Origin of the sequence: Vibrio sp. TRT 1302 (assembly GCF_050113875.1) — a bacterium.
GTDB lineage: Bacteria > Pseudomonadota > Gammaproteobacteria > Enterobacterales > Vibrionaceae > Vibrio.
The window spans coordinates 165,909-192,215 of record NZ_JBNJOF010000001.1 but is presented as its reverse complement, the minus strand read 5'-3'; the positions used below and the strand labels follow the sequence as shown (position 1 = coordinate 192,215).

21 protein-coding genes are annotated in these 26,307 nt (G+C 46.1%); 5 read left to right on the top strand and 16 right to left on the bottom strand.

What is annotated here, in order from left to right; genetic code table 11:
- From ACQEXP_RS00825 to ACQEXP_RS00755, 15 genes are all read right to left on the bottom strand, one after another.
- A complete protein-coding gene (locus tag ACQEXP_RS00825) occupies window positions 1–723 on the bottom strand; it encodes an ABC transporter substrate-binding protein (RefSeq protein WP_426967547.1) in 723 nt (240 codons plus the stop codon).
- Window positions 720–1,718, bottom strand: a complete 999-nt coding sequence (locus tag ACQEXP_RS00820; protein WP_426967545.1) for an ABC transporter substrate binding protein — start codon at window positions 1,716–1,718, stop codon at window positions 720–722. The genes ACQEXP_RS00825 and ACQEXP_RS00820 overlap by 4 nt, the downstream gene beginning before the upstream one ends.
- The gene (locus tag ACQEXP_RS00815; RefSeq protein ID WP_426967543.1) at window positions 1,715–4,261 is read right to left on the bottom strand and encodes an MFS transporter; all 2,547 of its coding nucleotides are present in this window, start codon (window positions 4,259–4,261) and stop codon (window positions 1,715–1,717) included. Before ACQEXP_RS00815 ends, ACQEXP_RS00820 begins: the two co-directional genes overlap by 4 nt.
- Before the next feature lie 26 nt (window positions 4,262–4,287).
- Entirely contained in the window at window positions 4,288–6,903 is a 2,616-nt protein-coding gene (tssH, locus tag ACQEXP_RS00810) for a type VI secretion system ATPase TssH (RefSeq protein ID WP_426967542.1), read from the bottom strand.
- A gap of 55 nt (window positions 6,904–6,958) precedes the next feature.
- Complete coding sequence (locus ACQEXP_RS00805; RefSeq protein WP_426968015.1) at window positions 6,959–7,888, bottom strand: type VI secretion system baseplate subunit TssG; 930 nt, start codon at window positions 7,886–7,888, stop codon at window positions 6,959–6,961.
- Between the two features lie 14 nt (window positions 7,889–7,902).
- Window positions 7,903–9,654, bottom strand: a complete 1,752-nt coding sequence (gene tssF / locus ACQEXP_RS00800) for a type VI secretion system baseplate subunit TssF (protein ID WP_426967540.1) — start codon at window positions 9,652–9,654, stop codon at window positions 7,903–7,905.
- The gene (gene tssE / locus ACQEXP_RS00795; RefSeq protein WP_269376809.1) at window positions 9,647–10,072 is read right to left on the bottom strand and encodes a type VI secretion system baseplate subunit TssE; all 426 of its coding nucleotides are present in this window, start codon (window positions 10,070–10,072) and stop codon (window positions 9,647–9,649) included. Before tssE ends, tssF begins: the two co-directional genes overlap by 8 nt.
- The gene (locus tag ACQEXP_RS00790; RefSeq protein WP_426967537.1) at window positions 10,072–11,466 is read right to left on the bottom strand and encodes a type VI secretion system contractile sheath domain-containing protein; all 1,395 of its coding nucleotides are present in this window, start codon (window positions 11,464–11,466) and stop codon (window positions 10,072–10,074) included. Before ACQEXP_RS00790 ends, tssE begins: the two co-directional genes overlap by 1 nt.
- Window positions 11,467–11,525: 59 nt before the next feature.
- A complete protein-coding gene (tssC, locus tag ACQEXP_RS00785; protein ID WP_138972317.1) occupies window positions 11,526–13,004 on the bottom strand; it encodes a type VI secretion system contractile sheath large subunit in 1,479 nt (492 codons plus the stop codon).
- Window positions 13,004–13,507, bottom strand: coding sequence for a type VI secretion system contractile sheath small subunit (gene tssB, locus ACQEXP_RS00780; RefSeq protein ID WP_138972318.1), 504 nt, complete (start codon window positions 13,505–13,507; stop codon window positions 13,004–13,006). Before tssB ends, tssC begins: the two co-directional genes overlap by 1 nt.
- 19 nt (window positions 13,508–13,526) lie before the next feature.
- On the bottom strand, window positions 13,527–14,048 hold the full coding sequence (locus ACQEXP_RS00775; RefSeq protein ID WP_138972319.1) for a type VI secretion system tube protein Hcp: 522 nt from the start codon (window positions 14,046–14,048) through the stop codon (window positions 13,527–13,529).
- A gap of 29 nt (window positions 14,049–14,077) precedes the next feature.
- Window positions 14,078–15,517: an ImpA family type VI secretion system protein gene (locus ACQEXP_RS00770; protein WP_426967535.1), complete on the bottom strand. Its 1,440-nt coding sequence runs from the start codon at window positions 15,515–15,517 to the stop codon at window positions 14,078–14,080.
- Window positions 15,518–15,727: 210 nt separating this feature from the next.
- On the bottom strand, window positions 15,728–16,027 hold the full coding sequence (locus ACQEXP_RS00765; RefSeq protein ID WP_138972321.1) for a PAAR domain-containing protein: 300 nt from the start codon (window positions 16,025–16,027) through the stop codon (window positions 15,728–15,730).
- A complete protein-coding gene (locus ACQEXP_RS00760) occupies window positions 16,024–16,596 on the bottom strand; it encodes a DUF6931 family protein (protein WP_426967532.1) in 573 nt (190 codons plus the stop codon). Before ACQEXP_RS00760 ends, ACQEXP_RS00765 begins: the two co-directional genes overlap by 4 nt.
- Window positions 16,596–18,578 carry a type VI secretion system Vgr family protein gene (locus ACQEXP_RS00755; RefSeq protein ID WP_426967531.1) on the bottom strand — a complete coding sequence of 661 codons (1,983 nt, stop codon included), beginning with the start codon at window positions 18,576–18,578 and terminating at the stop codon, window positions 16,596–16,598. The genes ACQEXP_RS00760 and ACQEXP_RS00755 overlap by 1 nt, the downstream gene beginning before the upstream one ends.
- A gap of 162 nt (window positions 18,579–18,740) precedes the next feature.
- On the opposite strand from ACQEXP_RS00755, the gene ACQEXP_RS00750 reads away from it, so the two are divergent.
- The gene (locus tag ACQEXP_RS00750; RefSeq protein ID WP_426967529.1) at window positions 18,741–19,643 is read left to right on the top strand and encodes a hypothetical protein; all 903 of its coding nucleotides are present in this window, start codon (window positions 18,741–18,743) and stop codon (window positions 19,641–19,643) included.
- Between the two features lie 68 nt (window positions 19,644–19,711).
- On the opposite strand, the gene ACQEXP_RS00745 is transcribed toward ACQEXP_RS00750, so the two are convergent.
- The gene (locus ACQEXP_RS00745) at window positions 19,712–20,509 is read right to left on the bottom strand and encodes a hypothetical protein (RefSeq protein ID WP_426967528.1); all 798 of its coding nucleotides are present in this window, start codon (window positions 20,507–20,509) and stop codon (window positions 19,712–19,714) included.
- Between the two features lie 270 nt (window positions 20,510–20,779).
- On the opposite strand from ACQEXP_RS00745, the gene ACQEXP_RS00740 reads away from it, so the two are divergent.
- From ACQEXP_RS00740 to acnD, 4 genes are all read left to right on the top strand, one after another.
- Entirely contained in the window at window positions 20,780–21,475 is a 696-nt protein-coding gene (locus ACQEXP_RS00740) for a GntR family transcriptional regulator (protein WP_269376801.1), read from the top strand.
- Window positions 21,476–21,486: 11 nt separating this feature from the next.
- Window positions 21,487–22,383, top strand: a complete 897-nt coding sequence (gene prpB, locus ACQEXP_RS00735; RefSeq protein ID WP_426967526.1) for a methylisocitrate lyase — start codon at window positions 21,487–21,489, stop codon at window positions 22,381–22,383.
- Window positions 22,384–22,494: 111 nt separating this feature from the next.
- Window positions 22,495–23,637: a bifunctional 2-methylcitrate synthase/citrate synthase gene (prpC, locus tag ACQEXP_RS00730; protein ID WP_426967524.1), complete on the top strand. Its 1,143-nt coding sequence runs from the start codon at window positions 22,495–22,497 to the stop codon at window positions 23,635–23,637.
- A gap of 69 nt (window positions 23,638–23,706) precedes the next feature.
- Window positions 23,707–26,304, top strand: coding sequence for a Fe/S-dependent 2-methylisocitrate dehydratase AcnD (acnD, locus tag ACQEXP_RS00725; protein WP_426967522.1), 2,598 nt, complete (start codon window positions 23,707–23,709; stop codon window positions 26,302–26,304).
- Window positions 26,305–26,307: the final 3 nt, after the last annotated feature.

Here is a 26,307-nt window from a genome sequence, read left to right as displayed (position 1 = left end):
TTACCTCTCACATTTAGAAACAGCTGCATTGAACGCAGCTAAGAAACCGGAGTACTTGCTAAGGAATCGATTGGAAAAATACACACCCATAGGTTTGTTTTCGTGGATTTGGTTCTGGAAGAAATCATTGGGTAGGCCAGCCTCTTGTAGTTCACCGTCAAACACCAACTCGTCCTCTAGAGCAACATCAATTTCCCTTTGTTTTAAAAGCTTTAGTAATACTTTAGCATCTCGTGGCTGTTTGACTACATTGAAGCCATTACGTTTTAACCAAAACCACTTATTCGACCCAAATTTGGCCGAGAACTTGAGGTTAACTTTTGACAATTCATCAATTTTCGGTTCAACACCTGGACCGAAGTACCACATTAATTTTTGCTGAGCGATAGCATTCGATAACGTCGCATAGTCATCACGTTCTGCGGTTTGAGTTGCAACGAAGAAACCGTGCTGAGCTCCGCTATGCACACGCAACTGAGCATCTGACCAAGAGGTCATCGTCAGTTGGTAAGGCTGTCCCATTCTGCCTAACGCACACTTCACTTTTTCGAGAGCAAGCCCCTGCATTTGGCCGTGCTTATATTCTTGGTATGGCGGCCAATCTTGAGTGGTCAATAGCAGCCGAGCTGGCCCAACGCTCGTTTCAGCCCAAGCGGCAGAACTTGCCAATAGGTTGATGGCAGCGAGCACGCACAACGCCGCACTCGATATCAGTCTGCTCATTCGTTCCCTCCAATTAACTCAGAAATCTTTAAAATTGAAACGGGGGGATAGTAATCCAGAGTCCGTGCAGCATTTACGTTAACGATATAAGAATACTGGCTCAATGGCTCGATAGGCAGAGCCTGAGCTGTGCTGTTTTTGCTCAAAATTTGTTCCGCTTTATGTCCGGCAAATTCACCAACGTTATAGTAGCGGCTAACTATACCAAAGAGCGCGTTATGTTTGCGAATCGGAGTTTCAGTGGCCGAGAATGTTGCAATGCCTTGATTGTGCAAACTTTCTACAATGTGCTGACCTTGACTGATGATGTATGAATCAGGCGGCAGGTAGGCAAGTTGTACGTGGTCTTGTTTCATCGCTTCGATGATAATAGGCAGAGAGGCAGAATCTGGCTTACCTTGCTTCGTTCTAAGCGGGTAGAGATAAACATCCATACCGAACTGAGCCGATAGCGTCTGAATTTTTCTAGCGGTAATAACCGCATTATTTTCAAGTGGATTAAAGATAATCCCCATCGTGTTGATGTTAGGGAGTTTTTGAATCGCGTTAAATTGCACTTGATGGGGAACAATATGGCTCACTCCAGTAAAATTACGCGGTGATTCTGTTGTGTCTGAGACGATTTTCGAACCGACTGGGTCTGATACAATACTGAATACCACCGGAGTTTGATTCGCTTGTCTAAACGCGCTCGGTTTATCCTCTGTCCCTAACAATGCAAGCGTAGTAGTGGTTCCAAAGGTATAAATGAGGTCCGCATGGTAACTGTCGATGTTGGCCACGTAACTGGCGAGGGTTTGTTTATCTCGCTTGGCATCTAATAGGGTGTAAGTCACATCCCGCTGACTAGACAGATACTCCATAAAACCTTTTTCTGCATCAGTCACTCCTCGCCATAGCAGCATCACGACCTGTTTGGTTTCCTGAGCATGTACTTGGCTGCTTGTCATCACTGAAACAAGCAGTAATGTGATAATCAACAGGGCTCGTCTCATTTTGCCACCTCCAATTGTCGGCGATCACGTTTCGTGAACAGCGCATAAAAGAGTGTCAGAATGGTTGAACTTACTAGAAGTGTAATCCCAAAGAGGATAATGGTTTCTTCAAAGCTAAATAAGCTCAAGCACAAGCCTGCAAGCATCGGTCCGGCGATATTACCGATCCTCTCGGTCAATCTGAAAATACCGATCGTTTTGCCCTTATCGATTCCATCGCTGGTCAGCAAATCCATCACTAATGGTATTTGTGGGGACACACTAATACCGTGAGCAATCCCAATCAGAATAACGATAAACAATAAGCCAAGTGTGCCAGGCAGTAGCACAATATTGATCAGTGCCAAGGCAGAGAGGACACCCCCAAAGACAATAAAGCGAATTTTGTTATCCCATCGGTCGACAAGGAACGCGCTGAGTGGAGAAATCAGGATGATGGCGATACCATAGCTCATCATGACTCGACCCGAAACGGCGCTACTTTCGCCTAAGTATTGTAAGTAAACGGGGCAAATGTAATAAAGGAATCCAGTCAAAACAATTTTGGCAGGGATAGCGCTAAAGAAGGTTATTAGGGTGAAATACTTGTTGCCCAACAAAATCTTGAAATCGTTGAGGCTGACAGGCTTACTTTGTGAATTGGAGCCACCACGAACAAAGAAGGCCATTACGAACAACACACTGACGAGCGCCAACAGTGAAGAGAGTAAAAACGTCGCACTATAGCCAAGTTTATCAGCCAATATTCCCCCGATCGAAGCACCGCAAAGTGATCCAGAAAAGAACGCAGACAAAAAGGTCGACATTCCCTTAGTGCGATTGTTGGCGTTAGTGGTATCGGTAATGTAGCCCTGAGCTGAGATAAATACGATACCGTAACCTACGGCGGTATATGCTCTCACGACTAACAAGAGTTCGAGTGTGGTACACATGGCAGTTGCCGCCAAGCCTGTACTGGTGATGATACCACCAACAATTAATGATGTTCTGCGGCCGACCTTATCTGACCAATAGCCCGCAAAAGGCAATGAAATTGCCCAACAAAACATAAACAACGATATCGGTAGGCTGGTGATTAAGCTTTCCGGTATCCATTGCGAAGAGCGAGTCAGACTCGCCACGAAGTTGGGAAAGAACGCCAGTGAGGATGCTTCTGCGAAGACCAACATAAATAGCGGTAAACGTACAAAGCGGTAATCTTGCAGGTTCTGGACATTGAGCGTTTTTTGCGGATGTTGGCGTTTAATAATGCTATTGATCGATTGGGTTAACCGACCCAACTCATCTTTGGCTGAAATATGGGCTAACCATAAAGTCGCACCGATTTTTGAGTCTGTAAGTAGCTGTTTAATTTGATGCCATGGTTTGATAATCATGAAGTTACAGATAAACAAAATGATCTCAATAACCACTAAGCTTGAAGCGATAAGCACAGTCATCATATCCATCAAACTGTCTTCTATCAGCTGAGGAATAATACTGGTGTCTGTTGTCATCTTTAATGAGACGTCACTACGTGAACCAATTGGTAACGTCAGTGAAGAAGAGTGCGCTCCATTTACACCCTGATTTGAGAACTGATAAAGCGCCTGATCACTTTGCAGTAGTTGTATAGACAATAACTCTTTGTGTTGGTGGGTGTAGCTAGCAAACTCTTGCTCTAAACCGTTTAAGCGATTTAGCGGGACACCTTGATTAAGTAGTCGTTGAATCATGCTACTCAAGGTATCGCCAATCACGATCGATTTCTGTTCAAGCTGCACTTCATAGGTTGTTGAAAACTTGTCTAGCGCCTGATAGGAGCTGGCAAGATTGGATGCAAAGGTGAGGATAATGACCAGACCAATGATCAGTACAGGGAAGTACTTATCTCGAAATCTCTGCCATCCGTTCTTGGCATTATTGGTAAAGAAATGCTGGTTCGCCGTTTCGATCAATTGCTTGTCATCTAAATTGGCTTGTTCGAGTGCCTTAGACGTTTGTTTGAGCTTGGTGAGCAAAAAATCTAATCCAGCGTAGAGTGCGAAGTAGCCGATACCACAAGCGATAAGTACCCATGTAATGGTGTCAAATAGCTGCTGTCGTAATAGCGTTAGCTTGATGCCATCCAGATAGCGGGTCGAATAATAGAGTTGTAGCGCACCTTCGTTGACATTAAATGTGTTGGTAATATCAGCACTGATTAAACGCTCAGAATCTCCCGCTTTTCCCGCTGAAAAAAGAACATCCCCCTGACGATCGACCACTTGGATGCGACTGATTCCGTCAACTAATGCAAGTCTCCGTTCTAATAGTGATTGAATGTTAGAAATGGAGGCCAGTGGCAGCCCCAAGCTCATGGCTTGTTTGATGTCGTGGTCTGTTTCACTCAGGACAACTTGATAGGTCGAATCACTGGTTTGCGTTAAGCGTTTCTCAAAGTTGAGGTAGTTGAGAGTACTATTTAGGCCATTGGAAAACAGCAATACGGCAAAGATCGCCAACACAAGTTTGACTCTCAACGAGAAAAACGTCCGACGGTTAGTGAGTGAGGTACTGCTCATATTACTGCTTTCCTTGGCCTTGCTCTTTATTGGATAGTAAGTTCAAAACCACTTGGGTTGTTTGCTGCGACAACAGAAACCTGTGTAATAGGCTGTTGCTGACTTAAACGACTAATACACTCTTCAGCCAGTTTAGGCATTAACGAGCGATTGATGATCTGCTCTACGGCACGCCCCCCCGTTGTAGGGTCAGTGTTTTTATTTACAACGAAGTCGACAAAGCCTTTATCCCAAGTGAAGCTGGCTTGGTACTGTTCAGCCAGTTTTTTCTTAATACGGTTGAGTGAGATTTCGGTGATTTTCGCCAGTTCCTCATCATTGAGCGGGTAGTAAGGCACAATGGTTGTACGCCCAAGGAAAGCGGGCTTGAAGTAGTGCTGTAGATCAGGACGAATACTTTCAAGCAACTCCTCATTGCTCATGCGTTGCTCTCTGTCTTCACACGCATCACAAATCGCCTGATCCGCTGCATTTGACGTCATGATGATGATGGTATTTTTAAAATCGACGGTGCGACCTTCACTGTCTTTGATATGGCCTTTATCAAAAATCTGGTAGAAGAGGTCATGAACACCAGGGTGCGCTTTCTCCATTTCATCCAATAGCAGTACTGAATAGGGATTTCGACGAATCGCCTCGGTCAACACACCACCTTCACCAAACCCGACGTAGCCTGCGGGTGAACCGAGTAGCATCGAGATTTTGTGTTCCTCTTTAAACTCAGTCATGTTGATGATGGTCATATCATTGGCACCACCGTAAAGCTGCTCGGCTAATGCCATCGCAGTTTCAGTTTTACCCACACCACTTGGGCCACACATTAAGAAAACACCGATAGGTTTGCGGCTATCTGTCAGACCAGCACGTGAAATTCGAATCGCTTTCGCCAACTCTTGTTTCGCCACGTCCTGACCAATTACGCGTTTATCGAGTTCTTCTTCGAGCGATAACAGGCGAGCAATTTCATCACTCATCATGTTACCGACAGGGATTCCGGTCCAGTTAGCAATGACCTGCGCAATCGTATTGTCATCAACCATAGCATTAACCAAAGGTTGTTCACCTTGCAGTTGCGATAGGGTGTCGATGGTGTCATTGAGGGTCTTTTGTTTTGACAAGTCAGGCGCTTGTTCACCTTGAGCATTACTGATTTCTTCTTGCAATGCTTTAATCTTATCAACCAGCTTAATTTCTTCCTGCCAACGAGTGTTTAGCGCGGCCAGTTGCGCTTCATTTTCGTCTATCTCTTGGCTGATCTGTGCAATTTCTTCCTCAGCGATGCCAAACAGAGCATTCTCTTTCTCTAAAGCCGCTTTCTCATTCTTTTGGTAACGAATGGTTTGCTCAAGTGACTCGATCACTTCAGGTTTTGCCCCTTGGGTTAGGGCGATACGCGCACTGGCGGTATCGAGTAGGCTGATCGCCTTGTCAGGTAGCTGACGGCTTGGCAGGTAACGTATCGAAAGGTTAACCGCCGCATCAATCGCAGACTCAGCGATAAACGCACCGTGATGCTTTTGCAAGGACGCGGCAACACCACGTAGCATTTGTTTTGCATCTTCCGCATTAGGCTCTTCAATCGAGACCACTTGAAAACGGCGTGTTAATGCTGGATCTTTCTCAAAGTATTTTTTGTATTCTGCCCAAGTAGTTGCTGCAATCGTTTTGAACTCACCGCGAGCCAATGCCGGTTTGAGTAGGTTCGCAGCGTCGTTCTGACCGGCGGCGCCCCCAGCACCGATGAGAGTGTGCGCTTCATCGATGAAGACGATGATGGGCACTTCACTGTTTTTCACTTCGTTGATCACGTCTTTTAGGCGGTTCTCGAATTCGCCTTTAACGCTTGCGCCGGCTTGCAGAAGACCTAAATCAAGAGAGTGAATCTGTACGCCTTGAAGCGCACCCGGAACTTCGTCGGCAGCGATACGTAGTGCCAACCCTTCGACCACGGCTGTTTTACCAACCCCAGGTTCACCAACCATGATTGGGTTGTTTTGACGTTTGCGACATAGAATATCGATCGCTTTGCGCACTTCTGAATTACGCCCTGAAATTGGGTCGATATTACCCTCAATCGCTTGTTGAGTTAGGTTGATAGTGTATTTGCTTAACGCATCGTTACCGGTCGGCTGACCTTGTGGGCTGCTGGTTCCTTGGACTGATGACGTCGTATTGCGTGCAACGGCCGTTTTGTTGATCAGGCCCTGCAAAGATTCAAGAGATACAGATTGAAGACTTTCAAGTTGAAGCGTATTCACACCAAGCACGTTTTGTTGCAACAGAGCCTGAATTAAGTGCAGGCTGATGACTTCACCGTGACCGTAGTTGACCGAGGCGATCATCCATGCATCTTTAATCAACTCCGTCAGACCATGACTTAGAGTCGGTTGACCTTCGTTACCCTTTGGCAAGCGCGCGATCTTGCTCGAGAGCTCATTGACGATACTATCTTGCGACAATTTCTGGGACTGAATCAGGTTACTTAGGTTGGCATCCTGCTGTGAGATCAACTGTAATAGCCAATGCTCGGTCTCAATTGAAGGAACGCCCTGATTCATCGCGGCGCCAGCGGAGACTTCCAAAGCCTGTTTTAAGTCGGGAGAAAGTTTTGCGACTAAGTTTGTCAATGTTACTTGTGTCATACAGTGTTCCTTTGTATTTCGAAGCATCAAACAGCGAAGCTACGGGCTGTGTCCATTATTTGAGCAAAATACTTATTAGCTGTTGCGGCTGTCTTTCTGGTGCAAGGCAGTCTACTTCACCCAGTTTGGCCGCAAGGTTCTTGTTACTTGAAAGTTTAGGGCGCGATAGGTATTCACGCTTTACTTTGAGATAGATTGATATGGGTGTGTTGTCCCGCATATAGTGTTGAATCAGGTCGCGCATACATCGGGCGAGCATAGTGTCATTCTGAATATCCCATAGCTGTTGCTCATTTGAAGGTTTAATTGAGACCACAAGATGATTGAAGTGGGTCAAACATGTTTTGCCAATTAAAAATCCCTGCCCAGCTCTGCTGTTATAATCTGGGTGAGTTCCCAACCTTGTCAGTGAGTCGACGGGAAGCTGACGACGCTCATGATGTTTAGCGGTGACCTCAATATCAAACGGGAAATAGTCGTTGAGCATCTGTTCAAGAGCATTGAGATTACGACTACTCTGGCTGAGCAAAAACGCGTACTGGAAAAACTGCCCATGCTGTTGTTCAAGTGCAGCGAGTTGATTGAGAAGCTGTGTTTTATCAGGATAGAGCTCGTTTTGGACTAGCAGCCAAGGTTGAGTTTCTAATTGGGCAATCAATTCAAAGTAGCGCTGATTGAACACATCAAGAAAATCTTTGAGTGCATGATCATCATCGTGCAATGCTGCCAAGAGTTCTTCGTAGATGTAGTAGGGAATGACACCTTTCACACCCGATAGTGCTTGTTTCGCTAAGCGTAACTTTGCTCGGTTGTTTTTGAGTGAAAAATACTGAATTTCACTGGCATCACCTGTTGGCATCGCTTCAGCTTTGAGTACCAAATCAATACGTTGTGGTGAATCGGCGATAAAACGTGCCAGTAGACGCATTGCCTGCGCAAAGTCATACTTTTCGGTGTTTTGAGTGAGATCTGTAACTACATTCATCATCATGTCCCAAACTACATCGAGCGCTGACTGCCGTGGATCTTAGGATAACGTTTAACAACGCCATCTCGGCCGTAGACTCGAATCGAGAGTTGAATGTAGCGATCAAAACTACAGAACTGTTGGAAGAAACGGTTCAGGACATCGCTAAACGCAAGGAAACCACCTTGAGTATCTAGCGTGATTTCTATCTCAGTACCTGGTGAAAAGACATTTTTGCCTAAAATCCTCAAAGCCGACACTTGAGAACGAATCGTTACGTCACGGATAGTTTGGATTTCGTCGGCTGCAATTTGGCTTCTGCTACAGAGTCTAAGCATGGTTTTAAGCGCTTCTGCTGGATGCTGCGCATGCAGCAGCGAGACAAAATTAGCGTTAAGCAAAGCAATAAACTGCCAATGAAGGTGCGGATCCTGTTCACGGCCAATTGGCGCAGATGGTGGATAGATAGGAGTGAAATCACCCGGTAGATCAATGCTTTCTAAGCACTCAAAATTACCTTGAACAGCACAAGCTCGTTTACCATTGGTGCAAAGCAGGCGAGTACCGAACAGTTTATTAAATTCCATCTCCCGTTGATTATTTAAGCTTACAGTGAGACGAAACTCGTTATTACTATCGCGGCTACACTGCCAGTGGTCGGCATTTTTATCTGAGCGATAGCTATCTTTAAATAGCGGAATTAAAGGTTTTTCGCCCATCGAAGTGATTTCAAAAACTTCACGTACTTCGACGATTTCAATGTCAGTATCGCTGTGGGCATCGGCATTAATTGGCACGCTGAGGCTACGCTGATCATAGGCTGTTGGTTCACCGGTTTGCTCAAACAAGTTAAGGGCAGGGACGATGTTGAGTTTAAACACCTGATTGTCGAATAGGCGCATGAACTCAGTCGGTAAACTGTGCATAAAAAGATTGAGCACGATGTGTGACGAATCGAACTGTTTAATCGCATCACCAAAGCCTTTCAGCCTGAAAAATTGGCGCTTCTCTTTAAAGAAGAAAAACTCGCTGATCAACTGATAACCCGAAAACTGATTGCCTTTTTGTGGCAAAAACTGAAATTTGCTATCACTGATGCGAGTTTTAAGTTTTTCAGGTGCTAGTACGACATGATGGGCACATTCTTGATCCGAAACGGAAATCGCTCGAGTTTCAGCCAGTAGCAGTTCAACTAAAGAATCGGCATTATTTTCAAAGCCCTGAACAAAAAAATCTAGGTCGTCGCAGCTCAATGAAGAAAAAGGGCGATCAGGGTCTAACGTCGAAAATGTTAGCTGGATTACCGCCGTGGTGAGTTCAGTACCTTTTGGACGGTTAAACTTGAAAGGCGCGCTAGATGCCGAGGTATCCAACAGCTTAAATGGCGTAGTCGTGATCTCGTCGACCGTGGTGAACGTGCAGCTTTGCCCTTGAGCCAGTGCGGAAAATTGTGAGCCTTTAGGTAGCGTAACCGATTCGGAACAATCAGCCTGTTCATCGAGTTGAAGATACGCAACGCTAGGTACGGTCTGGATATAGCTCGGATAAAGAACGCCAAGCAGGCCTTCAACCACTTCGGGTAATTGATCAGAGAGTTTTTTCTCAACGGTTGCATTAAGCAGTGCCACACCGTCGAGCAAACGGGCAAGACTGGGATCTTCGATCTGACCTTGGTGGATATTGAGTCGTTCAGCATGACTAGGGTGTTGCTGACCAAACTGACCAAGCGCACGTCGAACCAATGTGAGTTCTTGTTCGAAGTATCTTAGCATTGGATCACTCATAGCTATCCTCCGACATTGACGCTTTTAGATCGCTGAGTGAAATCTTCGAGTCAAATACCAACTCAGTTTCTCCTTGATTAGTTTTTGCTTTCGCAATGATGTTAAACGCGATCGCGTTTTCACTCTCTTTGCGTTCACCTAACTCGACCATCACTTGGCTCAAACGAGGCTCGAAATGCTTGATATAACTTTCTAAGTGAAGCGCTAACTGACTTTGGTCAAGGCTGGCACTCAGTAGTTGCACATCTTCGATACCAAAACGGAAATTAGAACGTTGTAGCTCTACGAACCGGTCATCGATTTCGAATAGTGACGCTTCCGACTCTAGCAATTTGGTCAGGTGGTATTTGATATCCTCAATGTCGTCATTTGGCCCTGATGTATCGTGAGGCTGAACGAAGGTCTTCCAGAAACTCATTACGCCACCTCATCGAGCTCGGTGGTTAACACCACTTCACCACTAAAATGGTCATATTGGTATTGCGGCACCATACGTAAGGTACAAGTGAAACTGCCGGTATGATGTGCAGACTCGGTGACATTGATCTTGGCGAAGCTAAGTGGGTATTTGGAGAGTGTTTCTTCATTGGCAAGCGCGACATTGCTGGAGAACTTTTCGATCCAGTGGGTCAAAAAGAGTTCACACTCTGCCGCGGTATTAAAGCTACCAATCATCTCGCGCACTTGTACTTTCAGGTAGTGCGCGATACGGCAAGACATTAGGCTGGTTTGGATCTGTGTCAGTACTTTTTCGTTGTCTGTCTGACCACTTTGCCAAATTGAGTTATTGCCGTTGAAGTAATATTTATCGCTTAAAGCACTTTTAGTTAATGGAATAAAGCCATTTTGGGCGTAAAAAGTCGCAATTTGACCAAACAATACCACGTCAGTTTCTGGTTTTGCTAAGAAGCGGCTATTGGACTGTTCAAGATTGACGAGAGCGCCTTGAGATTTGTCATTCCAGCGCGATTTCAAAAATCCAAACCAGTTGACTCTGTGGTGCTCGCGCATAATCGTCGCTGCAAACGCAAAAGTCGCATTGCCCCACAGACCTTGCCCTGATTCATTGTATATAAAACCAACTTTCGCATTTTTATAGCGGCTTCTCATGCGAATAGAAGGCATGACAAAGCCAACAAACTTGGTTGAAACTTTACTTCTCAGGTTTTGCCATGGTTGGTAGTCGACACCGGAGAGTATTTTGTCAATTCGATTGGTGTCAGAAAGCCAATCTGCACTCGATTCGACAAAAAACTGCCTATCTGGAGAAAACAACATCGGGCAGAGGGATAGCTCGCCGAGTTTGCTGAGCAGTTCCAGTGTAAATAAATCGTCATAGTCGGCGTCAAAGTCCATATCTAACGAGATGTTATGGCTAAAGACGAGACAACCAAATGGATGACCACCAAGAGTGTTCAGCTCTTTGTTGCCAATCTTGTTATACAGTTCGCTGCCCTTAATGGTGTATGCCTGATTGACATCACTGGAGACTTCACTCCAATCCATATCGAGCAACTTCAGTCTAGTGCGTTGCTTGTTGACTGGCAGTGTCGCTAAACCTTCAAGTCCTAGCCAACTTGCGTGCAGTGTTTCAAAGTCGTTGTGGTGAAGGATCTCGTCAAGTTGTTTCGATATACCATCATCCAGTTGGTGAATCATCTTAGAAACAAACGCAATCAGACTTGCTTTGCTGCGAAGTGCATCCTTTGAGATTTCAGACAGCAGAGAAAGCGACTCTTGCAAAAAGTCGTTGTCTGTGTTGTCTAATTCGGCAAAATTCCGTTGCCATTGTGAGTCGAGATTAAAATCCATAACGTCCTGAGGATATACAGTGAGGAAAATAAGGCCGGAAAATCCGGCCTTATTTGCATTTAGCCTGGAATCTTAGCAACCATACGAACTGAGGTAGTCAGTTCTTCTAGTTGTAGCCAAGGACGCAGGTGTGCGACCGCTGAGTAAGAGCCAGGACGGCCCGGTTGTTCAACGACTTCAATACGTGACTCTGCCAGAGGCGTTCTCGCTCGCTGTTCGTTACCAATTGCACCAGCGTTGGTGTATTGGTCAATCCACAACTGAAGTTCACGTTGAATGTCTGGAGCCTCTAGGTTTGACCCCAGTTTGTCACGGCCCATCACTTTGAGATAGTGAGCAATACGGCCACTCGCCATGATGTAAGGCAGACGAGCGGAAATCGCCGCGTTTGCTGTTGCATCAGGGTCAGTAAATGTTTTTGGTTTTTGAGTCGTTTGACCACCAATAAACACACCGTAGTTAGAGTTTTTGTAGTGAACCAAAGGCAAGAAGCCAAGATCACTTAACTCTTTTTCACGTTCATCTGTGAGGTTTACTTCAGTAGGGCATTGCTGAACAAGATCACCAGCTTCTGTTTTGTACGTTAGGTTTGGTAGGTTTTCTACCTTACCGCCGTTATCCAGACCACGGATCGCAGTACACCAGCCAGAAGCTGTGTATGCTTGAGTCATTTTTAGACCAAGATCGTAAGCAGCGTTAGACCAAACAAGCTGATCATTGCTTGCTGGTTTTGGATTGCCATCCATGTCTGTGCCTAGCTCTTCGTAGTTAAATGATTTGGTGCTTAGACCTTTCTCACCGTATGGCAGACGAGCCATGGTACGTGGCAGAGTTAAGGTCACATAACGAGCGTCATCACTTTCACGGAATGCATTCCACGCAGCGTATGCTGGTGAATCAAAGCCAGCCGCTACTGGTTTACCTTCATCAAAAGTCGTGAAGTTGTTAAATTCAAACATTTGTGCATTGGCTGCAGCGATGAAGGGTGCATGACACGCGGCTGCAACTTCGCCCATGTATCGAAGTAACGCTACATCTTCATCTTTAGCGCTGAATTCATAGTCGCCGATGAATGTGCCATAAGGTTCACCACCAGCGGTACCAAATTCACCTTGGTATACGGCGTTGAACAATGGGCTACGATCGATCGCTGGTGCATCTTCAAATTGCTCAAGTAACTCTTCTTGAGTGAAATCAACCATTTTGATCTTAAGATCACGACCAAGCTCGCTCTCTTTAACCAACTTTTGTACACCACGCCATGAACCTTCCAGCTTTTGGAAGTCATTTTGTTGCATCACTTCCGAAAGCTGCTTAGAAAGCTTCTTATCGATTTCAGAGATCGCATTCTCGATAGTCTTGGTAAGGTTTTTGTCCCAAGTTACGGTACCTGATAATGCTTGCTCTGCGAGTACAGAGAACAGTTCTTTAGTGGTATCAGCAGGCGTCTGTGTCGTCGCTTCAATCGCGCGGTCCAGAAAACTTAATGCGCCTTCTACCGCTTCGGGTTGGCCTTGCTTTTCAGCTTCAGTGCTCATTATTCGCCTCCTTCTTTGTTGATACCAAGCTCTTCAGAAAGTGCGTTGATTGTGTCCGCGCTTTGCAGTACTTCTTTAAGTAGTTTCTCTAGATCGCGAGAACGATCTGCCTTTGAAAGCAGTACCTTCAGTTGGTTACGAGTTTCTACCAGCTTCTTCAGAGGCTCAACTTGCTCAATGATGGCTTCTGGCTCAAAGTCTTTCATCGAGTTGAACTTTAGGCTCGCTTCAAACTGACTGTCATCATCGGCTAAAACATTATCAACTTTGAGGGTTAGCTCAGGGCCAATACGTTTCATTACGTTGTCAAAGTTGTCTTTGTCGACGTTGTAGAACGTGCGTTCTTCAACGTCTTCTTTATCTTGTTTATGACCCGAATAGTCACCAATTACCCCAACAACAAATGGGAGTTCTTTGGTTTCTACAGCGCCATTAGTTTCCACATCGTAAGTGATACTTACGCGGTTCTTACTTACGCGTTTGTGTTGGGAATTAAGTGCCACAATGGATCTCCTTATTCAATTATGAAGCAGTTGATGTCACTTTAGCCGCTGTAGCGTCAAAGCCAACTTCAGGACCTTTCTCGATCTTACCGCCTTCGCCTTCGATGTAGTAAGCTTTTGAAATTTCAGTGTAAGTTAGGCTGAATGATTCGTTCGGCAGTGAACCGTCAGACGCGGCCATGTTGTAGCTAGACATACGTGCTGCTTTTAACGTAAGAATTAAGTATGGATCAGCACCTGAACCTTCACGGTTTGGCTTAGTCATGACGATCTCAACGGTTTTGCCTTCGCCGCCAGGTGCGTATAGGAAGGTTGTTAGGTAAGGTGTCGCACCGTCACAACCGCGAGTTACGTTAACTTCACCAAGTGCAACCATACCTTGGTCTGCGTTGTTTGCGTTGCCGACATCAATACCTACACCACGAACAGCGTTCCATGTGATTGTATCGATAGCGAAGAAGCCATCTTTACCACCAATTTTTTCTACAGTTGCAGCACCTTTAGGTTTTGTACCGTCTATTCTCATGAAAATAGAAGCCATTTTATTCTCCTTTGCTGATCAGCATCTTGTTACCACTCAAAGTCATTCAGGCCAGCTGATGACGGAGTGGAGGTCGCTTCAGTTTGTGTTGGTTTATTTGTAATAGCTGCTTCTTGTTGAGGAATTTCAACGGAAGGAGCCGGTTCTATAGCTAATTGAGTGTCGTTATTCACGATGACGTTCGTATTAACGACGGAAGGTTGGGAAGGGGTTTTATCACTAAGATCAAGCTGATTTAAGTTATCCATCCCAGTCAATTGGTTAATGTGCTGCATCACGCTACTGTTGCCACCAGTCATCTCTTGCAACAACTCTGGCAGACTCATGTAGCCCCAACGAATCGCACGTTCAAGTAAAAATGAAATCGGGCTGTGAGGCTCAGTCTGCTTAAAAAATTCTGACAGTTCCCTTAGTTGTTGGAACGCCTGATCACGACTGGTTACCGGTTTAACGGCTAGAGATTGAGTCACAGGTACAGCCGCTTGTGTTGGTGTCGACATTGAATCGGACGCGACTTGAGGTGCAGTCTCAACTGGTGTTGCTGATGTAGCGGGTGTTGAAGGTGTTAGCTCATTCAGCGGTTCACTCGAAGCTTGATGGTCAACAACAGTAGGCTCGCTTGGTGTTGGCTCGATCACTTCTTCTTTGCGTAGCTTTAGGTTCTCATCCAGTGGCCAAACAGTGAACTTTTCCCCAGTAAGGTAGCGAATGGCATTGATTACATCGGCGATGTTCGCTTTTACAAAGCGGAAACTGATGGGTGTGACGCCGACTAGCTGACACTGTTTTGCGATGGAGGCTTCCGCTTCCGTAAAGTTTTGATAGGCTTGCGCGAGCAGTAAAACCGTCTCTTCTACATCGCTAGAAAACCGTTGCTGTGCCTTTTCCACTAGTGTTGCGAGCGTGCCACTGCGCTCGGCTCGAAGATAGTCACCAAAAGTGATGTCATCAATCATGCCAATCAATTGCAGTGGCATAAATAGAGCGGTTGAGTCGTTACTTTCACCGACAAGTTGTAGCAGTGGCTTGATTCTGAATTCAGTCAGCTCTTGCTGTTTCCCTTGCTCGTCACTGCTTTTAATTTTGTTTTCAGGCAAGGTCGGATGCAACAGAGTTCCGAACTGTTCGATAAACTGAGTCAGTACGCTGGTGGAATCAGCAAGATTTTGATACGGCTGTGCGGTGAACAGTTGGCTTGAGATATACCAGCCTAAAAGTTCAATATCTTTTGTTGATTGAGTGAGTGCTTCATACGTGCTCTCATGTAACTGTTGCCAATTGTGTTGGTTGGCTCTAAGTAGCGCTTCATCATTAGATGCGTCTGGTGTCTCAATCAACTGACGAAACGAAGATTGTGCAGCGTTGTAATTATTACGCAAGCCACGGTAAGCAGTACGATCAAGTTTAAGGTAAGCACCTGTTGGAGATTCTTCAGAGATGGGTGTTAGCAAACGATCGATTTCTACCATACGGCTTCCGTTATTATTTTGTATCAATTTGGTTAATGTAAGCGCCTGTTAAATTGATAGAATGTGGGGCGATTCCTACAACTGATAGTCTAGGCTTATTTTTATAAAAGGCTCGTCCATTTTCATTATTTCGCTAAAAAAGTGACTTGCATCTAGAAAATTGGACGGAGCACGGTTACTTTTTAGTAAATCCTTGTTTGTGGGAAGGTTTTATCCGCCGATAAGAACGGTGGGCATACCTAATACGATAGTGCCACCATGTGCAGTAGTATCACCCATTCTGGCTGCTGGTTTGTTCATTATTAGTACAGTCGCACTGCCTTTGACTATCGAGTCTGGAGGGCCGACACACACGCACATGTCACCCATAGTTGCGGCGGGCATATTGCCAATCAGCACTGTTGGTACTCCCGGTCCAGTAATTGGTCCACCAACGTGAGGTATAGGGGGGACAGCAGGTGTTTGCATGGGACAAACATGCATGTCTGTTAGGCGAGCCGCTAACGTCATACTTTTCCTCCATTGCCACCGTTGGCGATATCTAATGCATAGGCCACTGATTGAGTATAGTAGGTGGGTGACTCATTCCAAGTAGGCAGTGCCGCTGAGTGATTGATTGCGCCTGCAACGGCTTTTGCATAGAGAAATGGGTCCGGCATGACAGCGGGCAGATCGGGGGCGACAATACTGCCTGAACCATTCCAAAAAACGGCTTGAGCTAGCCAAGATGGCCCACAGTTAAGCTCCAGCCGATTGGATAATAGCTCCGCTTTGCGCCTAAGTTCTTCAGCAGGTGATTGAACCCATTGCTGGGCTGTTTGAATGCATTGGAGCTGGGTAGGGTTCCAAACATCTTGGCGCAGTTGAAGACAAAGACTCGCCCACCATACCGCTTCACGGACAGGCAGCGCATGAGCCAGAAACTGGATCAAGTCGTTAAATAGCTGCGCTTGCTGTAGGGCTTCTAGTGCCTGTGAAACGGACATCTCTGGATCGAGCTGTTGTTGCGCTTCTTCGGAAGCTTTAAACCTTGGTAGTATTTGGCCACAGGTTTGGTAAGGGATTTTTTTATAGTTCATTAGTTTACCTTAACAATGGCGCCTTTAACTTCGCCCATAACGCCGCCATCGAATGTTGCCTTGAGCCCAGATTTAAACTCTGCACTCAACGACCCTTCTGCGGATAACGTGGTGTCGGCTTTGATCGATACGCTCATACCTTTGATCGAATTTGAACTCGTTGCTTGTAAAGCGGTTGTCGCTCCTGTGATTTTGTTAGCTGAGGTCGCTTTACTTGTCACATTGGTGCCTTCGAGATTAAGAGCGCTGCTGGCTTTTATGTCGATGTTGCTCGCTTCGATGCTAATGGATGATGACGTAATCGATATCTTGCTAGAACCGACTTTGAGGTCGATGCTGTCATCGGCTTCGATGGTGATGGTCTTCGCTTTATTACTCAGCGCCTTAGTCACGGTGAGGCTGTAGTTATCTTCGGTCGATATCGCCATCTGTTTGGTGACTTTCTGTGTCAGCTCACCTTTCACCGTTTCAGTATGATTGTTTTCCACTTCTTGAGTGATGTCCTTGGCCGCATGCAGATAAATCAGCTCATTATCTTTTTTGTCATCGAAATAGAGCTCGTTCGATTGACCGGACAGCTTGGTTTTAATCCCACTTTTCGTTGAATTCGATTCTTTGTACGGCGGAGCATTCTTGCTGTTGTAGACGCTACCAGTAATGATCGGCTGATCTGGATCGCCATCGATAAACGAGACGAGAACTTCTTGGCCAGTGCGAGGGATAAACTGGGCTCCGTAGCCGCTTCCTGCCATCATCTGTGCAACGCGAACGTAGCAACTGGTTTTATCACCGCTTGCTTCCGTATCCCATTGAAACTGGATCCTGACTCGGCCTTGCTCATCTTGGTTTATCTCTCCGACAGTAGATCCTGCGACGATCGCGCTCTGCATCCCATGAACCCGTTGTTTTTCGACTGGATTTGGATAGTAGGTTGTTGCTTTTGGAACGGCGGTAATTGTGCTACTGCACGTTACATCCGAAGAGTAACGGGTCGTAACCGAAATGACCGAATAATCGTCAAGCTGAGATTTATCGAGATGACTGGACAGAGAAAACCACGTCGCTATGTCGAATAAGTCGTGTTTTGCTGTCGATTCAATGGTTTGATAGTTTTGTTGCAGATGCTCAATCCTGCGTTTTGCTAGGTTGCTGGCTAAATCGGTTTTATCTCCTGAGATCCCTAAAGGCGGATAGTGTCGATTCGTCAACTTAGTGTTGTTAGCAATGGAATGAGTGCTTTTTTGAGCTTTACTCGTCACGAATTTAGTTTGAGTGTAATCGTAGGCGGTTAATTCAATACTTGCGCCGTGAAATGCCAGTGCAGGCGCCCAAGTATCAAGTAATGGCAATGAACCTGAAGGGGTTTCTGCCATATCAAATTTCGCATTGTCAGCTTTATCGAAAGGAGACTGCGCATCTTGCAGTACTAGGGTGTGTTCAGTCGCTGAGTGAGTAAAGTAGTAATGGATACCTTCCTCTGCCAGCAAACGTGTGACGAAATCGAAATCAGATTCATTGTACTGAAGACAATATTCGCGTTTGGTAGAAGGCATCTTGGCGATTTTATAGCAACCTTTGAACCCCGCATTGTCGAAGATATCACTGACTATCTCTTTGGTTGACTGATTTTGGTATACACGAAAAGCATGAGTGTGTTTTAGAAGATCTAACCATGGACTGAGCGTTATCTGATAAACCGCGTATTGCAGGTTGCTATCCATGCCCTGATTTTCAATACGCGTCACAATGCCATTGTACGACCGTGACAAGGTTGAACTGCCTGCAAGGTTCGAATAGCGATTCACGGTCAGCAACTGACCCAACTGGCTTTGAGCATCAAAATTGCTGGAAATAAGTGTCGCAGTGATTGAAAACGATTGTGACAAAGATTGAGTCACGGAAAATTGGCTGATGGTATGTTGTTGGCCTTTGTAATCTTTGGCGGATATCGGGCTAGCAGATGCCGAATATTTTTCAGCCATAACATGTCCTTTAAACTGACTTCTTCGCGTCGAAATAAATGTATTTCGAAACAATGGGTTGTGATATGTGTTAATAATGTATTAAAAAGTAGCAGGAATTCATTATTAAATAAATTAAATTCGCTATCATTTATAAATCGCATAACTATTGGGGAGAGTGTAATGGCTAGTGCTGATGCGAAGAACATGGCAAAAGAGTTTTTAAACCATGTCGAGAAAGAAAGTGCTACTTACCATAAAAGTTGGGCTAGAAAGTTTGGTAACAAATATCAGTCAGCTAAAAATTGGGTTAAGCGTGACAAAAAAATGGTCGCCATGGACGTGGTGCAGCAAGGCGTTAAAACGGGCATTGGTATGATTCCTTTTCCTGGCAGTAAAGAAGGGGCTGCTATGTTAGAAGCCGCGGGGGGCGCTGCGTTAAAAGCGGCTTCTCGTAAAGCTTGGGAAGAGGGTTCAAAGAAGGGGGTTAAGACACTGCTTTCAAAGAAAATCGAAGAAGCACGTAAGCAGTTGAAAGTGAATCCCGTTGGTAAAGTAGATCACCAAGTGTTTGTAAACTCGGCGCAAAAACGTGATCAAAAAATGCACGCTATTCGTAAACTAGTGAAATACGAGATTAAGTTATTACCTAAGAAAGCGGATGAAATGAGTTTAAGGCTATTTAAGCTCAAAGAGGCGATCAACTCATCGAGAAAAAAACTGTCGCAGACTATTATCAGCATGGATTCCAGTGAAGATGCGACGTTGGAAAGAATGCAGGCATGGGCTGAATACTTTACTGCTGTTCAAGAAGTACAGCACTATCAAGACAAGTTGCGTGAAACCTTGGTGCATGTCCAAGAAATAACCAAAGACGTTGAGTGGTTCTTGGCATCCTGTGAAGCGGCAACGGAGCAGATGACAGCGGAAAACCTACCGAAACTTGAAGAGGCGTTTGACCAAATAAGAAGAGGTTACGGCAACATAAACTCACTCAAGCAATTACAGAATATGATGCTAGAGAAAAACTTAATTGACTCTGGCTTGATGGACCCAAGCATGGCGAAGTACAAGTATTCTGTGTAGTGATGACTTCAGTTACAGAAAAACCGCATCATGGGATGCGGTTTTTTTTTCATATTAACCACGATAGTTTATCGGCTATCAACCACGAGTAGTTTGGCTGTGCGATAAGCGAAAGCCATGCTTTCCACTTCGTTTGGTCGCTGGATGAGATGATCGACAGAAGGTAGCACGACGAAGAACACCAGTGGTTCTGGATAAATGTACTTCCACGTATGGTCACTAGAGGACTTTTTGTATGCCTTGAGATTGATGGTCAGTACCAATTGTTCAGGGGCGAGTCTACTGCCTTTAAATTTACCCAGTTCGTGAACGGCTCCCCACAGAGAGTCTAATGAACGCTCATGGGTACTCTTGAGAAACATCTCTAACTGTAACGTGTCCTGCTTATTCTGTTTTATCGTGCTAATGCGTTGGGTGAAACGTAGTCCTTGTTCAAAAGGGAGGTAATCGAGAGAATTGTCGACAATCTGATTTTGCTGTGGGCATAGCTGAACAGAATCGCCAGCTTGTTGGCTTGCATAAAGTTCACAAGTGAACTGTTTGATGATCTCTTCTAAAGCTAGATGAAATTGTTCACTTTTTAGATCTTCTACCGTTACCGCTTGGTTTTCTATCGCTTCAGCGAAGACCTGCTCGAAAGACTGATTCACACTGTGTTTGTCTTCAACCAGCACGAACTCGTTATGCACAATCGCTGCTTTGAGCACATTGTCCGATTCGATAACCGTGATGTCATCGTCTGAGTACGTTACGTCTCGTATCTGGGGATAGTAGGGCTGACGTTCCGCCGGAGAAAACATCGAGCAACCAGCCAAAGTAACTACTGTTAACCCTAATAGTATGGTTTGAACCTTACCAACGCGCATAAGCCTTTGTCGTTATTTATTCGTGAATGTATCTAGGATACTAATCGCATACTGACTGCGAGTCATTGATATCATTGCAATAATGTCGCCCTAGGTCACATCACCGTTTTTCTTTGCCTTTGTGTGCTTATCTCATTGCTGGCATTTAGCCTACTACCTTAGTCTAAATTGTCGACAATCTACTTGATTGTCGACAATATAATGGTCTATTTTAAACCTGTACCAACAAATTGTAGACAGTCTGCTGTCGTTAGCGTGAGTAATTCAGATATGAACCTAGAACTTAAATCTCGTCGTAAAGAAGGCGCGGCCGAAAAAGAGAATACTAAGTCTGAGACGCTGACAGAGTCTTTGGTCGAGGCCATCGTCAATGGCGATATTGCACCAGGTAGCAAAATTTCTGAGCCGGAACTGGCAAAGAGTTATCAAGTTAGCCGTGGCCCGTTGCGTGAAGCGATCATGCGCCTTGAGGGGTTAGGCTTGATTGAGCGCATTCCTCATGTCGGTGCACGTGTGATTACCTTCTCTCCCGAAAAACTTATCGAGCTCTACTCAGTGCGAGAAGCTCTAGAAGGGATGGCGGCTCGTTTAGCCGCTAGACATATTACTGCTGAGGAGTTGGCGGGCCTTGAAGCCGTTTTGTCGACACATTCAAATCATATTGATGAAGTGGAAGGCGCGTCCTATTTTCACCAGCATGGTGATTTCGACTTTCATTACCGAATCATTTTAGCCAGTCGCAACAGCCAGCTGATCTCGTTGTTATGCGATGAGCTTTACCACTTACTGCGCATGTACCGCTATCAGTCACCGCGAGCACAGTCTCGTCCGGTAGAAGCGTTGGATGAGCACAAATACATTTTACAGGCGATCCGTAACCGTGATGAAGAATTAGCTGAAATGCTGATGCGTCGTCATATCTCTGGAAGCCGCACACTGATTGAACAACAAATCCTAAGGGACTAGAGGAAACAGTCATGAGTTTATCTCAAGGGGCGAAGTTCAGACTTGCCGTCGAGCAAAATAACCCACTTCAAATCGTCGGAACGATTAATCCGTACTGCGCCATGATGGCGAAAAACTTAGGTCATCAGGCGATTTACTTGTCCGGTGGCGGTATCGCCAATGCTTCGTATGGTTTGCCTGATCTGGGTATCACCACTCTAAACGATGTTTTGGTTGATGTAGAGCGTATTACAAACGCATGTGACTTACCGTTACTGGTTGATATCGATACCGGTTTTGGTGGAGCGTTTAACATCGCGCGTACCATCAAAGCGATGGAGAAGGCCGGTGCGGGTGCGGTACATATGGAAGACCAAGTTGCTCAAAAGCGTTGTGGTCACCGACCGAATAAAGCGATTGTTAGCCAGCAGGAAATGGTCGACCGAGTCAAAGCGGCCGTTGACGCCCGTAATGATGAAAGCTTTGTCATCATGGCACGCACCGATGCCTTGGCTGTTGAAGGTATCGACAGTGCCATTGAGCGTGCTATCGCTTGTGTTGAAGCTGGGGCGGATATGATTTTTCCTGAGGCGATGAACAAACTAGAGCAGTACGTTCAGTTTTCACAAGCGTTAGAGCAGGCGACGGGCAAACATGTTCCAATTCTTGCCAACATTACTGAATTTGGTCAAACGCCTTTGTATGGTTGTGAAGAGCTCGCTAAGTCACGAGTGGATATGGTGCTTTACCCGTTAAGTGCGTTCCGAGCGATGAACAAGGCGGCGGAAACCGTCTACAAACACTTGTTGGAAGTAGGGAACCAAGAAGCGCTCACGGAATCGATGCAGACGCGCAAAGAGCTCTACGCTCACCTCAAATATCACGATTATGAAGATAAGCTGGATCAGCTATTTTCAGAAGGAAAATAATCACTCGGAAGCCCAGGAAAACGAATTCGGAATTAATCCAATAACGTGAAATCGTCGGCTATCAAATCGCTCCGCTAAAGAGAGCAGTAGCCGATGGAAAAGGAGTTCAAAATGTCTCAAGCATCAAACAAAACAGCAGAGTTAGGCGGCGCAGGCCTACGTGGTCAGAGCGCAGGTAGCACGGCGTTGTGTACTGTCGGAAAAACGGGAACAGGACTGACGTATCGTGGTTACGATATTACTGACCTCGCTAACAACGCGCAGTTCGAAGAAGTTGCACACTTATTGTTACGTGGTCACCTTCCAACTCAAACAGAACTGGATGATTACAAAACACGCCTCATCAGTTTACGTGGCCTGCCAACAGAGCTAAAGCAGGCACTGGAGTTGATCCCAGCCTCTGCGCATCCGATGGATGTTATGCGCACAGGTTGTTCTGTGCTGGGTAACTTGGAGCAAGAGACCAGCTTTGACGAGCAGGTAGCTGCGACAGAACGTATGCTAGCGCTATTTCCTGCCATTATTTGTTACTGGTATCGCTTTAGTCACGATGGTGTGCGCATAGACACGGCAGATCAATCTGAGACTTGTATTGGTGGCTACTTCCTTAAAATGCTGACAGATAAAACACCCACAGACATGCACAAGCAGGTGATGCACTGCTCATTGATTTTATATGCAGAGCATGAGTTCAATGCGTCGACGTTTGCGGCGCGCGTGTGTGCATCCACATTGTCCGATTTGCATTCATGTATCACGGCGGCTATCGGCACATTGCGTGGGCCACTTCACGGCGGTGCGAATGAAGCGGCTATGGAGATGATTGAGGATTGGCAAACGCCTGATGTAGCTGAAGCGAATATCATGCAGATGCTAGCCAATAAGGACAAGATCATGGGCTTTGGTCATGCGATCTACCGTGAGAGTGACCCTCGTAACGCACTGATCAAACGTTGGTCAAAAGAGCTCTCACAGGCTGTGGGTGATACTCATTTGTACGCGGTTTCCGAGCGCGTAGAAGCGGTAATGAAGCGCGAGAAAGGATTGTTCTGTAATGCAGATTTCTTCCATGCTTCGGCGTACCACTTTATGGACATCCCAACCAAACTGTTTACTCCCATCTTTGTTATGAGCCGTTTAACTGGCTGGGCAGCGCATGTTTACGAACAGCGTGCAAACAACCGCATCATCCGTCCGAGCGCGGATTATACAGGCCCTGATCATCAAGATTGGGTACCAATCGAAAACAGGTAACCCCACAAAAACTGCTCCCTCGCGGTTCGAGGGAGCGAAGAAAAACGATTTACCTGAATGGAAGCCGCTATGACTGTTAACACCCAATATCGCAAACCGCTTCCGGGAACTCATCTTGATTTTTATGATGCCCGAGAAGCTGTCAATGCCCTTTGTGAAGGGGCATATGAAACATTACCCTATACTTCACGTGTCCTTGCCGAACAGCTAGTTCGTCGCTGTGATCCAGACACGTTAACTCAAAGCCTGCAACAGATTATCCAACGCAAGCGTGATCATGATTTTCCTTGGTATCCCGCTCGTGTTGTATGCCATGACATTCTTGGTCAAACTGCATTGGTCGATCTGGCTGGTCTTCGCGATGCCATTGCAAAGCAAGGCGGCGATCCTGCCAAAGTCAATCCAGTGGTTGAAACTCAGTTGATTGTTGACCACTCGTTAGCCGTTGAGCACGCGGGTTTTGAACCTGATGCATTTGAGAAGAACCGAGCAATCGAAGAGCGCCGTAACGAAGATCGCTTCCATTTCATTGAATGGTGTAAAACCGCATTTGAGAACGTAAGCGTGATCCCTGCTGGTAACGGCATCATGCACCAAATCAATCTAGAAAAAATGTCTCCGGTTGTTCAGACAAAAGACGGCATTGCCTATCCAGATACCTGCGTTGGCACCGATAGTCATACTCCACATGTGGATGCTTTGGGTGTCATAGCGATTGGTGTGGGTGGTTTGGAAGCAGAAACGGTCATGCTAGGTCGTCCTTCAATGATGAGATTGCCAGATATCGTTGGTGTGAAGTTGATTGGTAAACGCCAACCGGGCATCACAGCAACGGATATTGTATTGGCGATTACAGAGTTCTTACGCGCTGAACGGGTTGTTTCATCCTACTTGGAGTTTTTCGGAGAGGGCGCTCGAGACCTTACTATTGGTGATAGAGCAACGATCTCGAACATGACTCCGGAATATGGGGCAACGGCAGGTATGTTCTACATCGATGAACAAACCATCAACTATTTAAAACTCACCGGTCGCGATGAACAGCAAGTTGCGTTGGTGGAGCAATACGCAAAACAGACGGGTTTATGGGCTGATGATCTTGAAAGCGCGCACTATGAACGTGTGTTGGAGTTCGATTTATCAAAGGTCAGCCGCAATATGGCCGGCCCGTCGAACCCTCACCGCAGATTGCCAACCGCTGAACTGACTGAACGTGGCATTGCGATGCCTCAGCAAGACCAGCCTAGGGTTGAAGAAGGTCAACTTCCAGATGGAGCCGTGATTATCGCGGCCATTACCTCGTGCACGAATACGAGTAACCCACGCAATGTCGTTGCAGCGGGTCTTGTGGCGAAAAAAGCCAACCAGTTGGGGCTTGTGCGTAAACCTTGGGTGAAATCATCGTTCGCGCCGGGTTCTAAAGTTGCCAAACTCTACCTTGAGGATGCTGGTCTGCTTCCTGAGCTGGAGAAGCTCGGATTTGGGATCGTGGCGTATGCCTGTACGACTTGTAATGGGATGAGTGGGGCGCTAAACCCAGATATTCAACAAGAGATCATCGATCGCGATGTCTATACGACGGCTGTGTTATCAGGTAACCGAAACTTTGATGGCCGTATCCATCCTTATGCCAAGCAGGCCTTCTTAGCGTCGCCTCCTTTGGTTGTTGCTTATGCCTTAGCCGGAACGATGCGTTTCGATATTGAACGTGATTCGCTAGGTAATGATCAAAATGGCAATCCTATCTACCTCAGTGACCTTTGGCCAAGTGATGAAGAAATTGATGCAGTTGTCGGCAAGCATGTAAAACCTGAGCAGTTCAAGCAGGTTTACATCCAGATGTTCAAACTTAATGATGAGCAACGCAACAGCAATCCTCTTTATGACTGGCGTGAGAAGAGTACATATATCCGTCGTCCTCCATACTGGGAAGGGGCGTTAGCGGGAGAACGCACGTTATCAGGCATGCGTCCGCTGGCGGTATTGGGCGACAACATCACAACGGATCACTTGTCACCATCGAATGCGATCTTGGCAAGTAGTGCGGCTGGAGAGTATCTCGCTTCAATGGATGTTCCTGAGGAGGACTTTAACTCCTACGCTACGCACCGTGGCGACCACCTTACCGCGCAACGCGCAACCTTTGCCAACCCGAAACTGTTTAATGAAATGGTCAAGGAGAATGGTGAGGTTGTACAAGGCTCTTTAGCGCGAATCGAACCGGATGGCAAAGTGACACGCATGTGGGAAGCGATTGAAACTTACATGAATCGTAAGCAACCACTGATTATTGTTGCTGGTGCAGACTACGGCCAAGGCTCCTCTCGTGACTGGGCTGCTAAAGGGGTTCGCCTTGCGGGTGTCGAAGCAATAGTTGCCGAAGGTTTCGAGCGTATTCACCGAACCAACTTAGTGGGTATGGGCGTTTTGCCGCTGCAATTCAAACAGGGGACAGACCGCAAAACTCTTGAACTTGATGGCAGTGAATTGTACGACGTAATCGGTGAGATCAAGCCGGGAGCGGATCTTGCGCTTGTCGTTACTCGCGCAAACGGTGAGAAATTTGATGTGCCTGTGACATGCCGATTAGATACGGCTGACGAGGTGAATGTCTACAATGCGGGCGGCGTATTGCAACGCTTTGCTCAAGACTTCTTAGCTCAGTAGGTG

Bases quoted from the DNA above. Each gene is read 5' to 3' on its own strand.
- ACQEXP_RS00825 (WP_426967547.1), bottom strand. From the start codon at position 723: ATGAGCAGACTGATATCGAGTGCGGCGTTGTGCGTGCTCGCTGCCATC.
- ACQEXP_RS00820 (WP_426967545.1), bottom strand. From the start codon at position 1,718: ATGAGACGAGCCCTGTTGATTATCACATTACTGCTTGTTTCAGTGATG.
- ACQEXP_RS00815 (WP_426967543.1), bottom strand. From the start codon at position 4,261: ATGAGCAGTACCTCACTCACTAACCGTCGGACGTTTTTCTCGTTGAGA.
- tssH (WP_426967542.1), bottom strand. From the start codon at position 6,903: ATGACACAAGTAACATTGACAAACTTAGTCGCAAAACTTTCTCCCGAC.
- ACQEXP_RS00805 (WP_426968015.1), bottom strand. From the start codon at position 7,888: ATGAATGTAGTTACAGATCTCACTCAAAACACCGAAAAGTATGACTTT.
- tssF (WP_426967540.1), bottom strand. From the start codon at position 9,654: ATGAGTGATCCAATGCTAAGATACTTCGAACAAGAACTCACATTGGTT.
- tssE (WP_269376809.1), bottom strand. From the start codon at position 10,072: ATGAGTTTCTGGAAGACCTTCGTTCAGCCTCACGATACATCAGGGCCA.
- ACQEXP_RS00790 (WP_426967537.1), bottom strand. From the start codon at position 11,466: ATGGATTTTAATCTCGACTCACAATGGCAACGGAATTTTGCCGAATTA.
- tssC (WP_138972317.1), bottom strand. From the start codon at position 13,004: ATGAGCACTGAAGCTGAAAAGCAAGGCCAACCCGAAGCGGTAGAAGGC.
- ACQEXP_RS00775 (WP_138972319.1), bottom strand. From the start codon at position 14,048: ATGGCTTCTATTTTCATGAGAATAGACGGTACAAAACCTAAAGGTGCT.
- ACQEXP_RS00770 (WP_426967535.1), bottom strand. From the start codon at position 15,517: ATGGTAGAAATCGATCGTTTGCTAACACCCATCTCTGAAGAATCTCCA.
- ACQEXP_RS00765 (WP_138972321.1), bottom strand. From the start codon at position 16,027: ATGACGTTAGCGGCTCGCCTAACAGACATGCATGTTTGTCCCATGCAA.
- ACQEXP_RS00760 (WP_426967532.1), bottom strand. From the start codon at position 16,596: ATGAACTATAAAAAAATCCCTTACCAAACCTGTGGCCAAATACTACCA.
- ACQEXP_RS00755 (WP_426967531.1), bottom strand. From the start codon at position 18,578: ATGGCTGAAAAATATTCGGCATCTGCTAGCCCGATATCCGCCAAAGAT.
- ACQEXP_RS00750 (WP_426967529.1), top strand. From the start codon at position 18,741: ATGGCTAGTGCTGATGCGAAGAACATGGCAAAAGAGTTTTTAAACCAT.
- ACQEXP_RS00745 (WP_426967528.1), bottom strand. From the start codon at position 20,509: ATGCGCGTTGGTAAGGTTCAAACCATACTATTAGGGTTAACAGTAGTT.
- ACQEXP_RS00740 (WP_269376801.1), top strand. From the start codon at position 20,780: ATGAACCTAGAACTTAAATCTCGTCGTAAAGAAGGCGCGGCCGAAAAA.
- prpB (WP_426967526.1), top strand. From the start codon at position 21,487: ATGAGTTTATCTCAAGGGGCGAAGTTCAGACTTGCCGTCGAGCAAAAT.
- prpC (WP_426967524.1), top strand. From the start codon at position 22,495: ATGTCTCAAGCATCAAACAAAACAGCAGAGTTAGGCGGCGCAGGCCTA.
- acnD (WP_426967522.1), top strand. From the start codon at position 23,707: ATGACTGTTAACACCCAATATCGCAAACCGCTTCCGGGAACTCATCTT.